Origin of the sequence: Thermosipho sp. 1070 (assembly GCF_001682135.1) — a bacterium.
Taxonomy (GTDB): Bacteria; Thermotogota; Thermotogae; order Thermotogales; family Fervidobacteriaceae; genus Thermosipho; species Thermosipho affectus.
Genome location: NZ_CP007121.1, coordinates 1,509,624 through 1,523,778 on the forward strand (window position 1 = coordinate 1,509,624; position 14,155 = coordinate 1,523,778).

Annotated in this window: 15 protein-coding genes and 4 tRNA genes; 6 read left to right on the top strand and 13 right to left on the bottom strand. The window is 30.3% G+C overall.

Features of this window, described 5'->3' with window-relative positions; translation table 11 throughout:
- The 6 genes from miaA to Y592_RS07725 all read right to left on the bottom strand — a co-directional run bounded on the left by miaA (window position 1) and on the right by Y592_RS07725 (window position 5,695).
- On the bottom strand, window positions 1–906 hold the full coding sequence (gene miaA / locus Y592_RS07700) for a tRNA (adenosine(37)-N6)-dimethylallyltransferase MiaA (RefSeq protein ID WP_075666404.1): 906 nt from the start codon (window positions 904–906) through the stop codon (window positions 1–3).
- Window positions 907–909: 3 nt separating this feature from the next.
- Window positions 910–1,533: a hypothetical protein gene (locus Y592_RS07705; protein WP_075666405.1), complete on the bottom strand. Its 624-nt coding sequence runs from the start codon at window positions 1,531–1,533 to the stop codon at window positions 910–912.
- Complete coding sequence (locus Y592_RS07710; protein WP_075666406.1) at window positions 1,530–2,261, bottom strand: hypothetical protein; 732 nt, start codon at window positions 2,259–2,261, stop codon at window positions 1,530–1,532. Before Y592_RS07710 ends, Y592_RS07705 begins: the two co-directional genes overlap by 4 nt.
- A complete protein-coding gene (locus Y592_RS07715) occupies window positions 2,239–3,033 on the bottom strand; it encodes a patatin-like phospholipase family protein (protein WP_075666407.1) in 795 nt (264 codons plus the stop codon). The genes Y592_RS07710 and Y592_RS07715 overlap by 23 nt, the downstream gene beginning before the upstream one ends.
- The gene (locus Y592_RS07720) at window positions 3,030–3,881 is read right to left on the bottom strand and encodes a deoxyribonuclease IV (protein ID WP_075666408.1); all 852 of its coding nucleotides are present in this window, start codon (window positions 3,879–3,881) and stop codon (window positions 3,030–3,032) included. Before Y592_RS07720 ends, Y592_RS07715 begins: the two co-directional genes overlap by 4 nt.
- Window positions 3,882–3,973: 92 nt before the next feature.
- Entirely contained in the window at window positions 3,974–5,695 is a 1,722-nt protein-coding gene (locus tag Y592_RS07725; RefSeq protein WP_075666409.1) for an NAD+ synthase, read from the bottom strand.
- 92 nt (window positions 5,696–5,787) lie between these two features.
- On the opposite strand from Y592_RS07725, the gene Y592_RS07730 reads away from it, so the two are divergent.
- From Y592_RS07730 to Y592_RS07755, 6 genes are read left to right on the top strand one after another with little or no spacing between them, the layout of a single operon-like run.
- Entirely contained in the window at window positions 5,788–6,414 is a 627-nt protein-coding gene (locus tag Y592_RS07730; RefSeq protein WP_075666410.1) for a winged helix-turn-helix transcriptional regulator, read from the top strand.
- Window positions 6,402–7,004 carry a Na(+)/H(+) antiporter subunit B gene (locus tag Y592_RS07735; protein ID WP_075666411.1) on the top strand — a complete coding sequence of 201 codons (603 nt, stop codon included), beginning with the start codon at window positions 6,402–6,404 and terminating at the stop codon, window positions 7,002–7,004. The genes Y592_RS07730 and Y592_RS07735 overlap by 13 nt, the downstream gene beginning before the upstream one ends.
- A 9-nt stretch (window positions 7,005–7,013) precedes the next feature.
- The gene (locus Y592_RS07740; protein ID WP_075666412.1) at window positions 7,014–8,312 is read left to right on the top strand and encodes a hypothetical protein; all 1,299 of its coding nucleotides are present in this window, start codon (window positions 7,014–7,016) and stop codon (window positions 8,310–8,312) included.
- The gene (lgt, locus tag Y592_RS07745) at window positions 8,309–9,178 is read left to right on the top strand and encodes a prolipoprotein diacylglyceryl transferase (protein ID WP_075666413.1); all 870 of its coding nucleotides are present in this window, start codon (window positions 8,309–8,311) and stop codon (window positions 9,176–9,178) included. The genes Y592_RS07740 and lgt overlap by 4 nt, the downstream gene beginning before the upstream one ends.
- Window positions 9,175–10,383 (top strand): 2,3-bisphosphoglycerate-independent phosphoglycerate mutase, encoded by a 1,209-nt coding sequence (locus tag Y592_RS07750; RefSeq protein ID WP_075666414.1) that lies wholly within the window; start codon window positions 9,175–9,177, stop codon window positions 10,381–10,383. The genes lgt and Y592_RS07750 overlap by 4 nt, the downstream gene beginning before the upstream one ends.
- Window positions 10,384–10,385: 2 nt before the next feature.
- The gene (locus Y592_RS07755) at window positions 10,386–11,600 is read left to right on the top strand and encodes a ComEC/Rec2 family competence protein (protein ID WP_075666415.1); all 1,215 of its coding nucleotides are present in this window, start codon (window positions 10,386–10,388) and stop codon (window positions 11,598–11,600) included.
- On the opposite strand, the gene Y592_RS07760 is transcribed toward Y592_RS07755, so the two are convergent.
- The 7 genes from Y592_RS07760 to Y592_RS07790 all read right to left on the bottom strand — a co-directional run bounded on the left by Y592_RS07760 (window position 11,513) and on the right by Y592_RS07790 (window position 14,012).
- Window positions 11,513–11,965 carry a Fur family transcriptional regulator gene (locus tag Y592_RS07760; protein WP_075666416.1) on the bottom strand — a complete coding sequence of 151 codons (453 nt, stop codon included), beginning with the start codon at window positions 11,963–11,965 and terminating at the stop codon, window positions 11,513–11,515. The genes Y592_RS07755 and Y592_RS07760 overlap by 88 nt on opposite strands.
- A gap of 13 nt (window positions 11,966–11,978) precedes the next feature.
- Window positions 11,979–13,013 (bottom strand): transcription termination factor NusA, encoded by a 1,035-nt coding sequence (nusA, locus tag Y592_RS07765; RefSeq protein WP_075666417.1) that lies wholly within the window; start codon window positions 13,011–13,013, stop codon window positions 11,979–11,981.
- A 12-nt stretch (window positions 13,014–13,025) separates the two neighbouring features.
- Window positions 13,026–13,469, bottom strand: a complete 444-nt coding sequence (gene rimP, locus Y592_RS07770) for a ribosome maturation factor RimP (protein ID WP_075666418.1) — start codon at window positions 13,467–13,469, stop codon at window positions 13,026–13,028.
- Between the two features lie 59 nt (window positions 13,470–13,528).
- Window positions 13,529–13,619, bottom strand: a tRNA-Ser gene (locus tag Y592_RS07775).
- 144 nt (window positions 13,620–13,763) lie between these two features.
- A tRNA-Phe gene (locus Y592_RS07780) sits at window positions 13,764–13,839 on the bottom strand.
- 16 nt (window positions 13,840–13,855) lie between these two features.
- A tRNA-Val gene (locus Y592_RS07785) sits at window positions 13,856–13,930 on the bottom strand.
- A 6-nt stretch (window positions 13,931–13,936) separates the two neighbouring features.
- Window positions 13,937–14,012 (bottom strand) — tRNA-Glu (locus Y592_RS07790).
- Between the last annotated feature and the right edge of the window lie 143 nt (window positions 14,013–14,155).

Sequence of the window (14,155 nt, forward strand, 5' to 3'; positions counted from 1 at the left end):
TTACACCTCGTTTATGAATTTTTCTATTTTTTCTAGTGCTTCTTTTCTCGAAAGCTCGGATAGATTTATCCACAGGGCATTTTTATATCGTCTCGACCATATTATTTGTCTTCTGGCAAAATGTCTAGTGTTTCTTTTAATCAAATGTATAGCAGTTTTAATATCGTATTTTTTTTCAAAGAAATTTATTAGTTCTTTGTACCCAATTGTTTGAAAGGCATTAATATCTTTGGAGTATTTTTCGGTTAACATTTTTACTTCGTCGATTAATCCATTTTTTATCATTAAATCAACTCTATAGTTTATTCTTTCATATAATTCATCTCTGTTTCTTGTTAATATTAGTATTTTGTAATCACTTGAAATTTTATCTTGTTTGTGCAAATCCGAGATTTTCTTTCCTGTTTTAAAAAAAACCTCAAGTGCTCTAATGGTACGTTTCAAATCACAAGGATGAATTTTTGCTGCATATTCAGGATCGTATTTTAGAAGCATTGTCCTCAAAATACCGGGTTCATTTTTTTCAAGTTCATTTAATTTTTTTCTTATATTTTCATCTCTTGGTGCTCCTTCAAAGAATCCCTTTACTAATGCGTCGATATATAATCCTGTGCCACCTACAAATAATGGCAGAATACCTTTTTCTTCTAATTTATTTTTGATTTCCAGAGCTTCCTGTCTAAAATAAAATGCATTATAATATTCATCTGGATAGATATGGTCTATTAAATGGTGTTTTACTTTTTGCTGTTCTTCTTTAGAAGGTTTTGCTGTTCCGATATCCATTAATTTGTAGATTTGTCTAGAATCAAGGGAAATAATGTGGGCACCTAATTTTGCGGAAATTTCGATTAACAAATCTGTTTTTCCAACAGCGGTTGGACCTGTAATTATACTATATTTCATATCTCACTCCACCAATATCTCAATTTTAACATCTTCACCTTTCATGTTATTTGTTTCTGTAAATATCACAACTTTTTTTGCTAAAAGTTTTATTTTCTTTTTATTGTCTTTTAAATCAACACTTTCTTCCAGAGTAATTTCACCTTTAGTTCTATTATAGTAGAACTTAAAAGCTTTTGCAACAATACTACCTTTACTGATGAATATTTTATCGTTTTTTCCTGTTCCACGGAAATCTTTTTCTTTAAGATTAAATTCAAGGTTTTCACATTTTATTGAAATGGTTTCCGTACTTTTAGAATCGTGGATTGTTAATGAAGCATCTTTAAGTGTTCCAACTTGTGTTTCAACATTATAATTCAAATTTGTTCCTTCGATTATTCCATTTTCAAATTCTATCTTTACGTTATTTTCTGCGACTAATGTGCTCCACTTGTTGTTTATTTTTTTTATAGCCATCTTTTGAGTTAAGAGTTTGAGATTATCTTCATCAATTCTTAATAAAATACTTCCTTCATATTTTATTAAGTTGTCAGTTGGTTCAATATAATCTGAAGAAACGTGTATAGTTTTTGTAAAAAAGATGAGTGAAACTATTAAAAAAAAGAATATTGCAATTTTTTTCATGAAAAGTACCTCCTTAAATATTCCTGTGACATTTTAAAAATCTCTGTGGAAATTTCAAATGGATTTAACGAATTAGTCTGATATATAATTTTGTGAGGAGCCTTTTCTAATCGATTATTTGTAATTTTATTTGTTCTTGATATTGTTGAAAAAATCATATAGTCAACAGCATTTTTTAAATTAGTTTGAAAGTTTGAGCTTATATAAAACAAAAAATCGGCTTCTGGTATTCCGTATACCCAACTCCCAGAAATATAATTTTCAAAAGGTTTAAATTCTATTGGGAAAGTTAATGTTTTTATCATTGCCTCCCAAATGGAGCCTTTTAATATTTCATCGTTAAAAGTATTCAAATTGAAGGCATGTATCTTCATCTTGCCTGGAATTTCCTCATCAGGAAAGTGTTTTTTTACAAAGTTTATTAATGTTTTTTGAGATTTGAATCCATCTATTCCTTTAGAAGCTTTATAAAGTGTTCTTAGTTGTTCAACAATTCCAAAAAGTGATAGACCATATAAAAAATGGAATGTTTTTTTTATTTCGGGGAATAGTTTCTTGGTCTTAAGGTATGATATGTTATATGAACCTGTTTTAAGATAAAAATACACAGGTATACAGGAAAAACCTGTACAATGTATTTCATTAAACAAGTCATATTTTTCAGATACGTTAAAGAATGCCGGAATAGATAGGTATAATACTGAATCACCACCAAAAGCGAGGGTCAAATTCTTTTCTCCTTTCATATATAAATTTTAAAGAATGTTCGTATATCTCTTTATAGAGGTTGAATTGATACCAGAAATAAGGAATCCTATAATATATTACCACATTTGCTTTTTCTAAATCAACATACTCAAGTTCTATCTCTTTCCATGTATCTACGTAGTACATAAGTTCCATTTGATCTTTTGGAAAATCATTCGGTTTTCTTTCAAAAGTGCTTGCAACTACAAAATCAGCCCCCATTTCTATTGCTTCATTTACTGGAGTAGGAGATAAAACACCACCATCTGTATTTTGTGTTCCAGCTATCCATAGTGGTGAAAAAACACCTGGTACGGAGGAACTAGCCATTACGGCATCTACTAAGAATCCTTCTGTAATAAGCAGAGATTTTCCTTCTAATGTATCAAACGTTATTATTCCAATTTTATATTTTAGATCACTAAATTTTTTTCTTTCAAAAAGATATCTAAAAAATTTGTAATATTGATCAATAGGTACTAATGCTCTTTGGAAGATTGACCAAATGCTTGATTTTTCAAGTTTTTCTGTATATGTTTTGAAATCTGGCAAAAACTTTTCTATACCTTCAGAAAATTTTTCGTACACAATTTGACTATTACCGTATAGACCATATAATGCTGCGATAATTGCACCAGCAGAAGCTCCCGTTATTATATCAGGTTTTACATTATATTCCTCTAAAAATTTAAGTGTCGCAATATGTGAAAACCCCTTTACACCACCCGCAGCAAGAGAAAGTCCTATATTCATTGTTTCACTCCTATTATTTTGAATACTTCTTTAATATCATTTTTATGTATTTTATTATCTCCAGGGGTTTCCAAAATCCATGGTATGTTTTGAATTATTTTGTTTTCTAGAAAAATTTTGAGTCCTTCTTTACCGATTTTTCCCTTTCCAATATTTTCATGTCTATCTTTGTTAGAGCCAAGTTCATTTTTTGAGTCGTTTAAATGTATAAACTTTAGTTTTTCAATTGAAAATAACTTATCTATTTTTTTTAAGAACTTCTCCAATTCTTCCTTGTTTGCTATGTTATATCCTGCGTCCCACGCATGACATGTATCTATTGTTATTCCAACTCTTTCAGGATGTTTAACTTTTTCGATTATACTATTTAACTCCTCCAAAGTTGAACCAATATTTCCCCCTTTTTTGGTTACATTTTCCAATAGTATGAAAGTTTTACTTTCCTCATCCATTGCAATATTAAGAGCTTCTACTATTTTAGTTATTCCGCTTTCTATACCACTTTTTAAATGGCTTCCTGGGTGTATGTTTAGGTATTTTACCCCCAGAGTCTTACATATATGCATTTCAAGGATTAAAAGTTCTAGCGATTTTTTCCAAGTTTCTTCGTTTGGGCTTGCAATGTTAATGAGATAACCACTATGACATAGCATAGAGTCTGTTTCGATATTGTACTTTTTTATGCGTTCTTTAAAGATTTTTATATCCTCTTCATTTGGTAATTTGGCTCGCCATTGGCGTGGATTATGTGGAAATATTTGAAAAGCATTTGCACCAATTTCATAAGTTTCTTTTGGAACCCTCTTAAATCCACCACCTATTGGCATATGTGCACCTATCATGATCATTTTTGTCCATCTCCTTTAATTATAACTAGTCGATTCAGATTAAAGCAGTTGAAATGTTTATTATTTTATTACGAAAAATTAGAACAATATTTCTACCATTCTTTGTAATGATTTGTAATTGGCATACGTCTGTCTTTTCCAAATGATCTCTCCGTTACCTTTACGCCAATTACACCTTGCCTTCTTTTATATTCGTTTTTATCTACTAATTTTGCAACGTATTTTACTGTGTTTAAGTCGTATTTTTCTGATATTTCCTCAACTGATAGTTCTTTTTCAATATATAATTTTAATATTTCGTCTAATATTTCATAAGGTGGTAATGTATCTTGATCCTTTTGATCAGGTCTTAATTCTGCACTTGGTGGTTTTATGAAGACATTGTGTGGTATTATTTCTTTTCCCTTGTATTCATTATACCATTTTGCAATTTTATATACTTCTGTTTTGTATACGTCTTTGATTGGCGAAAAACCTCCAACCATATCACCGTAGAGCGTGGAATATCCAGTTGCTATTTCACTTTTGTTTCCCGTTGCAAGCACTATGTATCCAAATTTGTTTGATAAGGCCATTAAAAGTGTTCCACGAATTCTTGCTTGTATATTTTCTTCTGTTATGTCTTCGTGATGATCTTTAAAGATGTCTTTTAACTCACTCATGAAAGAATAGTATATATCTGTTATCTTTAATGTATGATATTTAATACCCAGATTTTCCGATAAAGCAATGGCATCTTTTATGCTGTGTTCGCTACTATACATTGATGGCATTAAAATACCTATAACATTTTCTTTTCCCAAGGCTTCCGTTGCAATTGCCGCAACAAGTGATGAATCCATTCCACCACTAAGTCCAATTACTACTTTTTTAAATCCATTTTTCTTGATATAGTCCTTTAGACCTAATGTGATTGCCTTGAATATTTCATTTTCTTTATTGAGATTATAGGTAATTTTTGAAAGTTTTAGTTTTTTTCTTTTGGGTTGTATATTTGAGATTTTAATTATTTTGACATCTTTTTTTTCGAGTTCTATATATCTTCTTCTAGGATCTTGTAGATTTGTTCTTAAGTTTTCTTCTATAGGAATGTCAATCGTTATAATTTCTTCATCAAAAGGTTTGCATTCGTATAATATATCCCCCTTAGATGTTGTTACTATACTGCCTCCATCGAAAACTACTTCATCCTGCCCACCTATCAAGTTACAGTACACTATCGGGCAATGGTAATCATATGATTTGGTTGAAAGATACTGTTTTCGTAAAGTGCGCTTTCCATAGTAATAAGGAGAAGCAGATGCATTTAAGATTAGTTGAGCACCGTTTAATACTTGATAGTGTAATGGGCCAATAGGGCTCCAGATATCTTCGCATATGTTTAGACCAACTTTGATGCTGTTATATTCTATAATAACAGTTTCTTTACCTGGTTTAAAATACCTGTGTTCGTCAAAGACACTGTAATTTGGTAGTAATTGTTTATGATATTTTCCCAAAAATTTTCCATGATGAATTATAGATACAGAATTGTAAGCATCTTCTTCCACGTCTATATATCCGAGTAAAATTACAACATTTTTATCTTTAGAGTATGAAATAACTTTTTCCAAATATTTAATATTTTTCTTTAAAAAAGAAGTTCTTAAGATTAAGTCTTCTGGTGGATAACCTATAAGAAATAATTCAGGAAATATTACAAAATCTGCTTTGTTTTTTTCTGCGATATCTACTGCTTTATATATTTTTTTTAAGTTTTCATCAAAATTTCCTAAATGAGAATTTAATTGTGCAATAGTTACCCTTATGTACACTTTAATCCCTCCTGTTTTTCTTTATTTAATTATACATTATTTTGAGATAAATAGAACTATTTATGTGATATAATTTTTTTGGAGGGGATAAAATGGTAAAAATAGATGCATTAAAATTTTTTCAACCTACACCTGAATATAGAAAGTTGTTGATTCTGGAGTCAATAAATAAAGATAGTGAAATCTCACAAAAGAACCTTTCAAGTTTAGTTGGTATTGTTCCATCGTTAGTTAATAAGTACTTAAATGAGTTAAGGGAAAGAGGATTAATTAAAGTGGAAAATTTGGGGAAAAAATTGAGATATTTTTTAACCGAAGAAGGGATTTCTGAGCTTTATTATTTAAAGTTAGCATTTTTCAACGACATAGTTTCACTTTCTATGAAAATTGAATCACATCTTGAAAATATATTTCTAAAGTTAAAATCTAAAAATTTTATTGGTATTTATGGGGCAGGTTTAGTAGGAAAAACTTTAGCACAACTTTTGTTGAATAGGGGCTTTAATGTGGTAGTATTTTTTGATGATAATACACAGAAAATTGGAAATAGATATTTTGGCATACCGGTTATAAGCATTAAAGATAAAGCAGAAATTGATGCTATAATTGTAGCGTCAATAAAAAATTCCGAAGTTATGGTTAGAAAAGCAAAAAAGTATCAACATAGTGATATTTATGTTTTCAATACAGAGGAGTTTAAAATAAAATGGCATGGTTAAAAATTGCATCATTATTTTTCTTATTTATAATACTTTTTATGTTTTTATTTAATTACAGTAATTATAGTGTTGATTTCAGTAAGTTAGGGTATGTAGATAATTTTGTTGCAGAAATTTACTTGAAAAATAGGTTGTATGATACAGTATTTGAGGTGTTGGTGTTTTCTTTAGCAGCGTTAGGTATTTTTTTGTTTAACTATTCGGAGGAGAAAAAGAATCTTTTTTTACACGAGAACCATATTAGAATTTTTTTAAGATTTTTGAGCTATTTTGTAATTTTGCTGTCTTTTTATCTTGCATATTTTGGGCATAAAAGTCCTGGAGGAGGTTTTTCGGCAGGAGTTGCAGGTGGAACAGGTTTGCTTTTGTATGCGTTAAGTACTACGATTAATGAATTTGAATATCTATTCAGCAAGTACAAGGTAAAGATTGTTGAAAAATGGATTTTGCTTTTAATATATGTATTCTCAGTAGTTTCGTTAATGGGAGAAAACAATATTGTGTTGTTAAATATCTTAATTTATTTTAAGGTTATGTTTGGTACGTGGATAATACTGTATAGTTTTATAAAACACAGAGGTATAATATAGGAGGCGATTATGTATTTTGAAAATCTTTTAAAAGGGGTTTCAAAAGATTTGGCAAAAGAAGTTGTTAGTGCGAAGATAGCATTGGAGAAAAATTTTAATGATTCAACTATTAAGAGGAATTTTATTGGAGTTGTATGGAAATTGTATGAGTATCTTTGTAGGAATATAACAGAAGACTATGAAATTGAAAAAAGATTATTTTTAAGATTTGGATTACTAGAACCAAAATATTTAAGTACAAGTGATGTTCAGAAAATTAGAAAAATACCATTTGTTGAAGAAGTGGAAAATGTGTTTTATGTTGACGAATGGTTACTAGCTGTGAAAAATGGTAAAATTAATCCAAGTAGTTATCTTGAAACTATAGAACAGCCCAGGGTTTTAACGAGTAATGTTTCTTCTTTTACGAAAGCATTTGAAGAAAAAATTTCGGAAAGAAAAAAGTATGAAAAAGAAGTTCTAGAGATTGTAAAGAATATATCTTTCGAAGATAAACCATATAATAAAGCGGTTTTATCGTTGATAGATCAAGCAATTGAAAGGTTAAAAAAATTAAAACAGTTGGATAGAGAGGTTGAGATACTTTATAATCAAATAGAGGATTTAGAAAAAAAACAATTATCTGATGAAAAAATTGAGAATAAAAAAGAGTTTACAGAATACATGGTTATAAAACAAATGTTGAATAAATCTGTCGGAAGGCTTGGAAACAGGTTTTTGGTATTATCTTCTATATTTTTGACAAATGCTTTTATGTTAACGAAAGAGGTTTTGAAAAATAAGATTGAAGAAGTTGAAAAAATAGATTATAAAATTTTTCAAAGGAGTATTAAGGGGGTAAATATAAGGTTTTTGCCATACTTTATAATTGTTCCAGGGTATGGGGATTATGGATTTTGTTGGGAACCTTTTGAGGGATTGAATTTTTTAAGTGGAAGAGGAAGAGTTGTTATTCCTATGTTTCCAAAAAATTTAGATATAGCTATTTTACGTGCTTTAGGAGATTACAGATGGAAAGTTTCTAAAGAGCTTTCATTTGGACATTGGATGGAGGAAGGATTAACAGGTGAATTTTATAACTACATGTTGGACAATAAGATAAAAGAGAGACCTGATGAGTATTTCTTGAAAAATTATATACTTTGGATTTTAAAAGAATCAAAGGGTGTGCAAAAATTGGAAAAAGAAGTGAGAGAAATTTTTTGGAGATATTTGGAATTTCCAGAGGATATAAAAATAAAATTATCAAATTTGAGTTATGTTTACAAAAATCTTTATGAAAAAGACAAGAGGAGGAAGAGACGTTGAAGAAGTTTTTAATCTTTATCGTAAGTGTTTTAGTTGTAATATTTCTCTTTTGGTTTTTGAGTAATGTTTTTTCTGGGAAAATTTTACTTAAGAGATATATATTTAAAATAGGAATGTTTGAACTACGTTGGTATAGTTTTTTGATAGTTTTAGGTATTGTTATTTCTTATTATTTGGTTAAAAGAAGGCTTGGGATTTTTGGGATTGAGCCTGAACATTTTGATGAAGCAGTATTTTGGGGAATAATTTTTTCAATAATTGGCGCAAGGGTTTATTACGTAATTTTTATGTGGGATGAATTTTATTCAAAATATCCAGATGAAATTGTAAAAATTTGGCATGGAGGGCTTGCAATACATGGAGCAATAATTGGTGCTATTTTGTCAACATATATTTATACGAAGGTGAAAAAAAATTGTTCTTTTAGTTTTTTGCAGGGAACTGATCTTTTGACAAGTGTTTTGCCTTTAGGACAAGCCCTTGGACGTTGGGGAAACTTTTTTAATTATGAGGCTTATGGAGGACCTACAAACTTACCGTGGAAGATGTATGTTCCACCTTCAAGTAGGATGCCGGGTTTTGAAAAATTTTCATATTTTCATCCTACATTTTTGTATGAAAGTATTATCGATTTCTTAATATTTTTGTTCCTATACAATTATGATTTAAAGAAGAAGAAACACGGAGAAACTACAGCATTATATTTTATTTTGTATTCAATTAATAGGTTTTGGATTGAATCATTAAGAACGGATAGTCTGTATTTTGGGAAAATAAGGGTTGCTCAACTTGTGAGCTTATTACTGATAGTTTTTGGTATTTTTATGTTTATTTATATTAGAAAACATTCGGAGGTGGTAAAATGATTGATAGACAAAGAGTTATTGGTGATTTAATTACGCCTAACAACTCTAAAATTATATTATTAGTTATGGATGGTATTGGAGATATTCCAGGAGATAAAGGTTTAACACCATTGCAAGAAGCTAACACTCCAAATTTAGATTCTTTGGCCCAAAAAAGTGATCTAGGTCAAACCATCCCTGTTTTACCTGGTATAACCCCTGGAAGTGGGCCTGGACATCTTGGAATTTTTGGTTATGATCCTTTGAAATATCAGATTGGAAGAGGAATTTTAGAAGCACTTGGTATTGATGTAGAAGTAGGAGAAAAAGATTTGGTTGCAAGGGGAAATTTTGCAACTTTAGATGATGATATAATTGTTGATAGAAGAGCGGGAAGGCCTTCATCGGAGGAAAGTGCAAAAATAGTGGAGATTTTAAACGAGAACATCAAGCAAATAGAAGATGTAGAAGTTAGATTTTATCCTGGAAAAGAGCATAGATTTGTAGTAAAGTTAACGGGAGAAGGATTACATGATAAATTAGAGGATGCCGATCCACAAAAAGAAGGGAAACCTATAAAATATACAAAAGCATTAGATGAAGCTTCAAAAAAGTCAGAGAAAATTATTAATATGTTGATTGATAAAATAAAAGAAGTATTAAAGGATCAACCAAAAATGAATTTTGCACTTTTAAGGGGATTTTCAAAGTATCCAAATCTTCCACAATTTGGAGAAGTGTATAAATTAAAACCAGCTGCTGTTGCAGTTTATCCAATGTATAAAGGACTTGCAAAGTTAGTAGGTATGGAAATTTTGAAAGCAGGTCAAACAATTGAAGACGAATTTAACACTGTTAAAGAAAATTGGGAGAAATACGATTTCTTTTACGTTCATATTAAAAAGACGGATTCATATGGAGAAGACGGTAACTTTGATTCAAAGGTTAAAGTAATTGAAGAAGTAGATAAAAACCTTCCAATATTATTGGATTTAAATCCAGATGTATTAGTTGTAATAGGTGATCACTCTACCCCTTGTGCAATGAAAGGTCATTCATTTCACCCTGTACCATTGATGGTTTATTCCAAATTTACAAGAAAAGGATTATCGAAATTGTATAATGAATTCGAATGTGCACGTGGAACTTTGGGAACTATTTACGCCGTTGATGTTATGCCACTTGCATTAGGGTATGCTGGAAGGTTAGAAAAGTACGGTGCGTAAAGATGTTTTTAATTTTATTTTTTGTAGGATTAATAGGGGCATTACTTGCCCCTATTTTTTCTGTGCCAAAACTTTTTTTATTTATTCCATTTTTGTTTTGGAAAAATAAAAAAATATTTTTTATACTCTTTGTGTTTTTAATAATTAATTTTTATGGCGGATTAAAAGTTTTTGGAACGTTTGAATATGTTGGACGGGTTATTCAGACTAATGATAATTATTCTCTTGTTTTTGGAAAAATTTTTTTTGAAAATAAATGGATAAGTTTAAGAATGTTAGTAGGGATTAACGAAGAATTACCACTGGGGGATATTGTTTATTATTATGGAGATATGGAGGCGGATAATTTTTCATATCCCAAAGTAAAATTAGATAAAAATAGGGTGATTTCATCACCCTATTTTTCGATTTTTAGGAATATTTACATGATTTCAGAGAATTTTAGAAAAAAACTTCTAAAGTTTAGCGAGATCTATTATGGATTGTTTGGTGGAAAGGTAAAAAGAGATTATATAAAAAACAGTGGTATGTATCATTTTTTTAGCATATCTGGTATGCATATATCGATAATTTATGCATTTTTTCTTTTCCTTTTTTCAAAGTTTGAGTTGAAAGAATACCTTTCTTTGGCTTTTAGTTTTCTGTTTCTTATTGCAACAGGTATTAATTTACCAGCGCTAAGGGCATTTTTACTTATATTCTTTTCTACCATTTTTGAAGGAAAAATGTTTAATAAAATTGATATACTTTGTGTTATTGGATTATTGTTTTTGTTTATTGAGCCTGCTTTGGCATTTTCTCTTTCTTTTTATATGAGTTTTTTTAGTACATTTGGAATATTATTTGTTGAGAACAAATATTTAAAAATGGTGTCTGCTTTCTTAGGTAGTGCACCATTTTTGGCGCTGTTTACAAATATTAATCTTTTTTCAATTATAGGGACTTTCATTTTAGTGATTCCATTTCAGATATTGCTTTTTGTTTTATTAATTGCTTTTGTTTTTGAATTATTTTCTTTAAGCATAATATCAGAGTTTCTTTTAAAATTATTTCTTTCTCTTACAAATATTATTGAATCAACATTAAAGATTTTTGCAACCCTTCCTAAAGTACCCGGTGGTATCTATACTTATTTATTATTTGAACTTTTTTTCTTTGTTTTTTTACTACATTTTGGGCATATCCCATATATTTTGAAATCGAAATCTTCAAATTGAAATCCTTGTTCAAGAAGTTCTTTTTTTATTATATTAAGGTGTTTTTCTTCGATCTCGTATATTTTACCACAGACATTACAAATAAAATGATGATGCATTTTTTCTTTTTTTGCAAGTTCATATCGATAGATACCATCACCAAAATCGATTTTTCTCAAAAGTCCAAAGTTCACTAAAAGTTCAATGGTTCTATAAACTGTGGCTTTACTTACTGTGTGTTTGTTGGAAAATAAAATTCTATACACATCTTCTGCACCAAGGTGTTTTGATTCATTATCTATAAAGACTTTTAAAACCAATTCTCTTTGTGGTGTCATTCTGTATTTTTTGTTTTTTAGTTCTTTTTTTAGTGTTTCTATATACATGGTTAGCCTCCTTTTATACATTCATAAGTGGTTTGATGTCTATTTTCCAACCTGTTAATTTAGCTGCAAGTCTAGCGTTTTGGCCACCTTTTCCTATTGCAAGTGAAAGTTGATTTGGTGGTACTATAACTCTTGAAGCTTTATTTTCAAGATCAAGTATTTCGACTTCAACAACATTTGCCGGTTGTAAAGCACTTGCAATTAATTCTTTTGGATCTTCTGCCCATTTTATTATATCCAACTTCTCACCTTTTAATTCTTTGAGAATAGCAGCTATTCTGATTCCTTCTTCACCAATACATGCACCTACAGGGTCAACTTTCGGATTATTTGATTTTACTGCAACTTTAGTTCTTATTCCAGGTTCTCTGACCAATTTTACAATTTCAACAACTTTTGATTCAATTTCGGGTACTTCAAGTTCAAGTAAACCTTTGACAAATTCTTCATTTGTTCTTGTGACAAGTATTTTAGGTCCTTTTTTGTCTTTTTTTACATCTTTAACGTATACTTTAATGAGTGATGAAGGTTCAATGTTTTCACCTGGAATCCATTCCTTTTTTGGAAGCCTTGTTTCCAGTTTTCCTATTCTAATGTCTGCCCAATCTTTGGTTACTCTAATTACTTCTGCGGTTGTAATTTTGCTTGCAAGTTCTGAATACTTTTCAAATTGCTTTTCTTTTTCGATTTCTCTTATTTTTTGAATTAACACCTGTTTGGCCGTTTGTGCGGCAATTCTTCCAAATTTCTTTACATTAATTCTTTTTTTTATGATATCACCAATTTGTGCGTTTGATTTAATCTTTAATGCTTCTTCTAGAGAAATTTGGGTTGTTTCTTTTTCTACATTGTCTACTACTTCTAAGAGTTGAGAAGCTTCAATTTCGCCAGTTTGTCTGTTGATGATTATTTCAACGTTTTTTTCGCCACCAAAGTTTTTTTTGTATGCACTTACCAAAGCTTTTTCAATTATTGGGATGATTTCGTCAACTTTTATTCCTTTTTCTTCCTCAAGTTGTTCTAGAGCTTGTAAAAAATCCAAATTCATATCTTTCACCTCCTAAAAATCTATTTCTAAATTTGCATTTTTAATTTCTTCAAATTTTATTTCAATTTTTTTTCCGTTTACATCTATTGTTATAATATTGTTTTTAATGTTTTTTATGTAGCCAATATATGAATTTGTTTGAGTTTTTATTTTGACTTTGTGATTTATAAATCTTTCAAAATCATTAATATTTCTAAGTGGTCTGTCTAGTCCTGGGGATGAAACAGTTAAATAATATTTACTTGGAATTATGTCTATTTTGTCTAATTCATATTCAAGAGCCCTTGAAACTTTTTCACAATCTTTAGTACTTACATAATCATACGGATTATCAATTATCACTTCTAAAAACCATCTACCAGATTTATTGTAGTATTTTACATCGAACAATTCTAATTGTAATTCTTTGCAAATTTTTTCAGATATCTTTTTTACTTGAGAGACTATATCTCTCATTTTTTCACCACCTCACCTATACAAATATTAAACCGGGACTTGTTATGTCCCGGTTTTTCTGGCGGAGAGGGTGGGATTTGAACCCACGGACGCCTTATGGGCGTCACACGCTCTCCAGGCGTGCGCCTTCGACCCCTCGGCCACCTCTCCAAAACAACCAATTAAGATTCTACCATAAATTTAAGATTTTGCAATACTTTATTTCAACTTCAAATATATGAATAGAAATAAGCATACGTTGATTTTAGGATTTTTGGATCGAAGCAAATACGTAACTTTGAGTAAATAAACAACTGGTGGCGAGGGACGGAATCGAACCGTCGACACGTGGATTTTCAGTCCACTGCTCTACCAACTGAGCTACCTCGCCACCATTATAACTAATATGGTGGGTGCGGCAGGACTTGAACCTACGACCTCCTGCTTGTAAGGCAGGCGCTCTCCCACTGAGCTACGCACCCATTTCCTGGCGCCCCCAACGGGATTCGAACCCGTGCCTCTGGCTTGAAAGGCCAGTGTCCTAGACCGCTAGACGATGGGGGCATTCCTTATTTGTTTTTCAAAATCGACCGTAATTAATGATATCAAAAATTATTTTCTTTGTCAACTGTCATTTTTGTAACTTTTATCTGACAGGTGAAAAAATATGGTGTTAACTAAAATTCGTGTGTTATATATATTAAAAA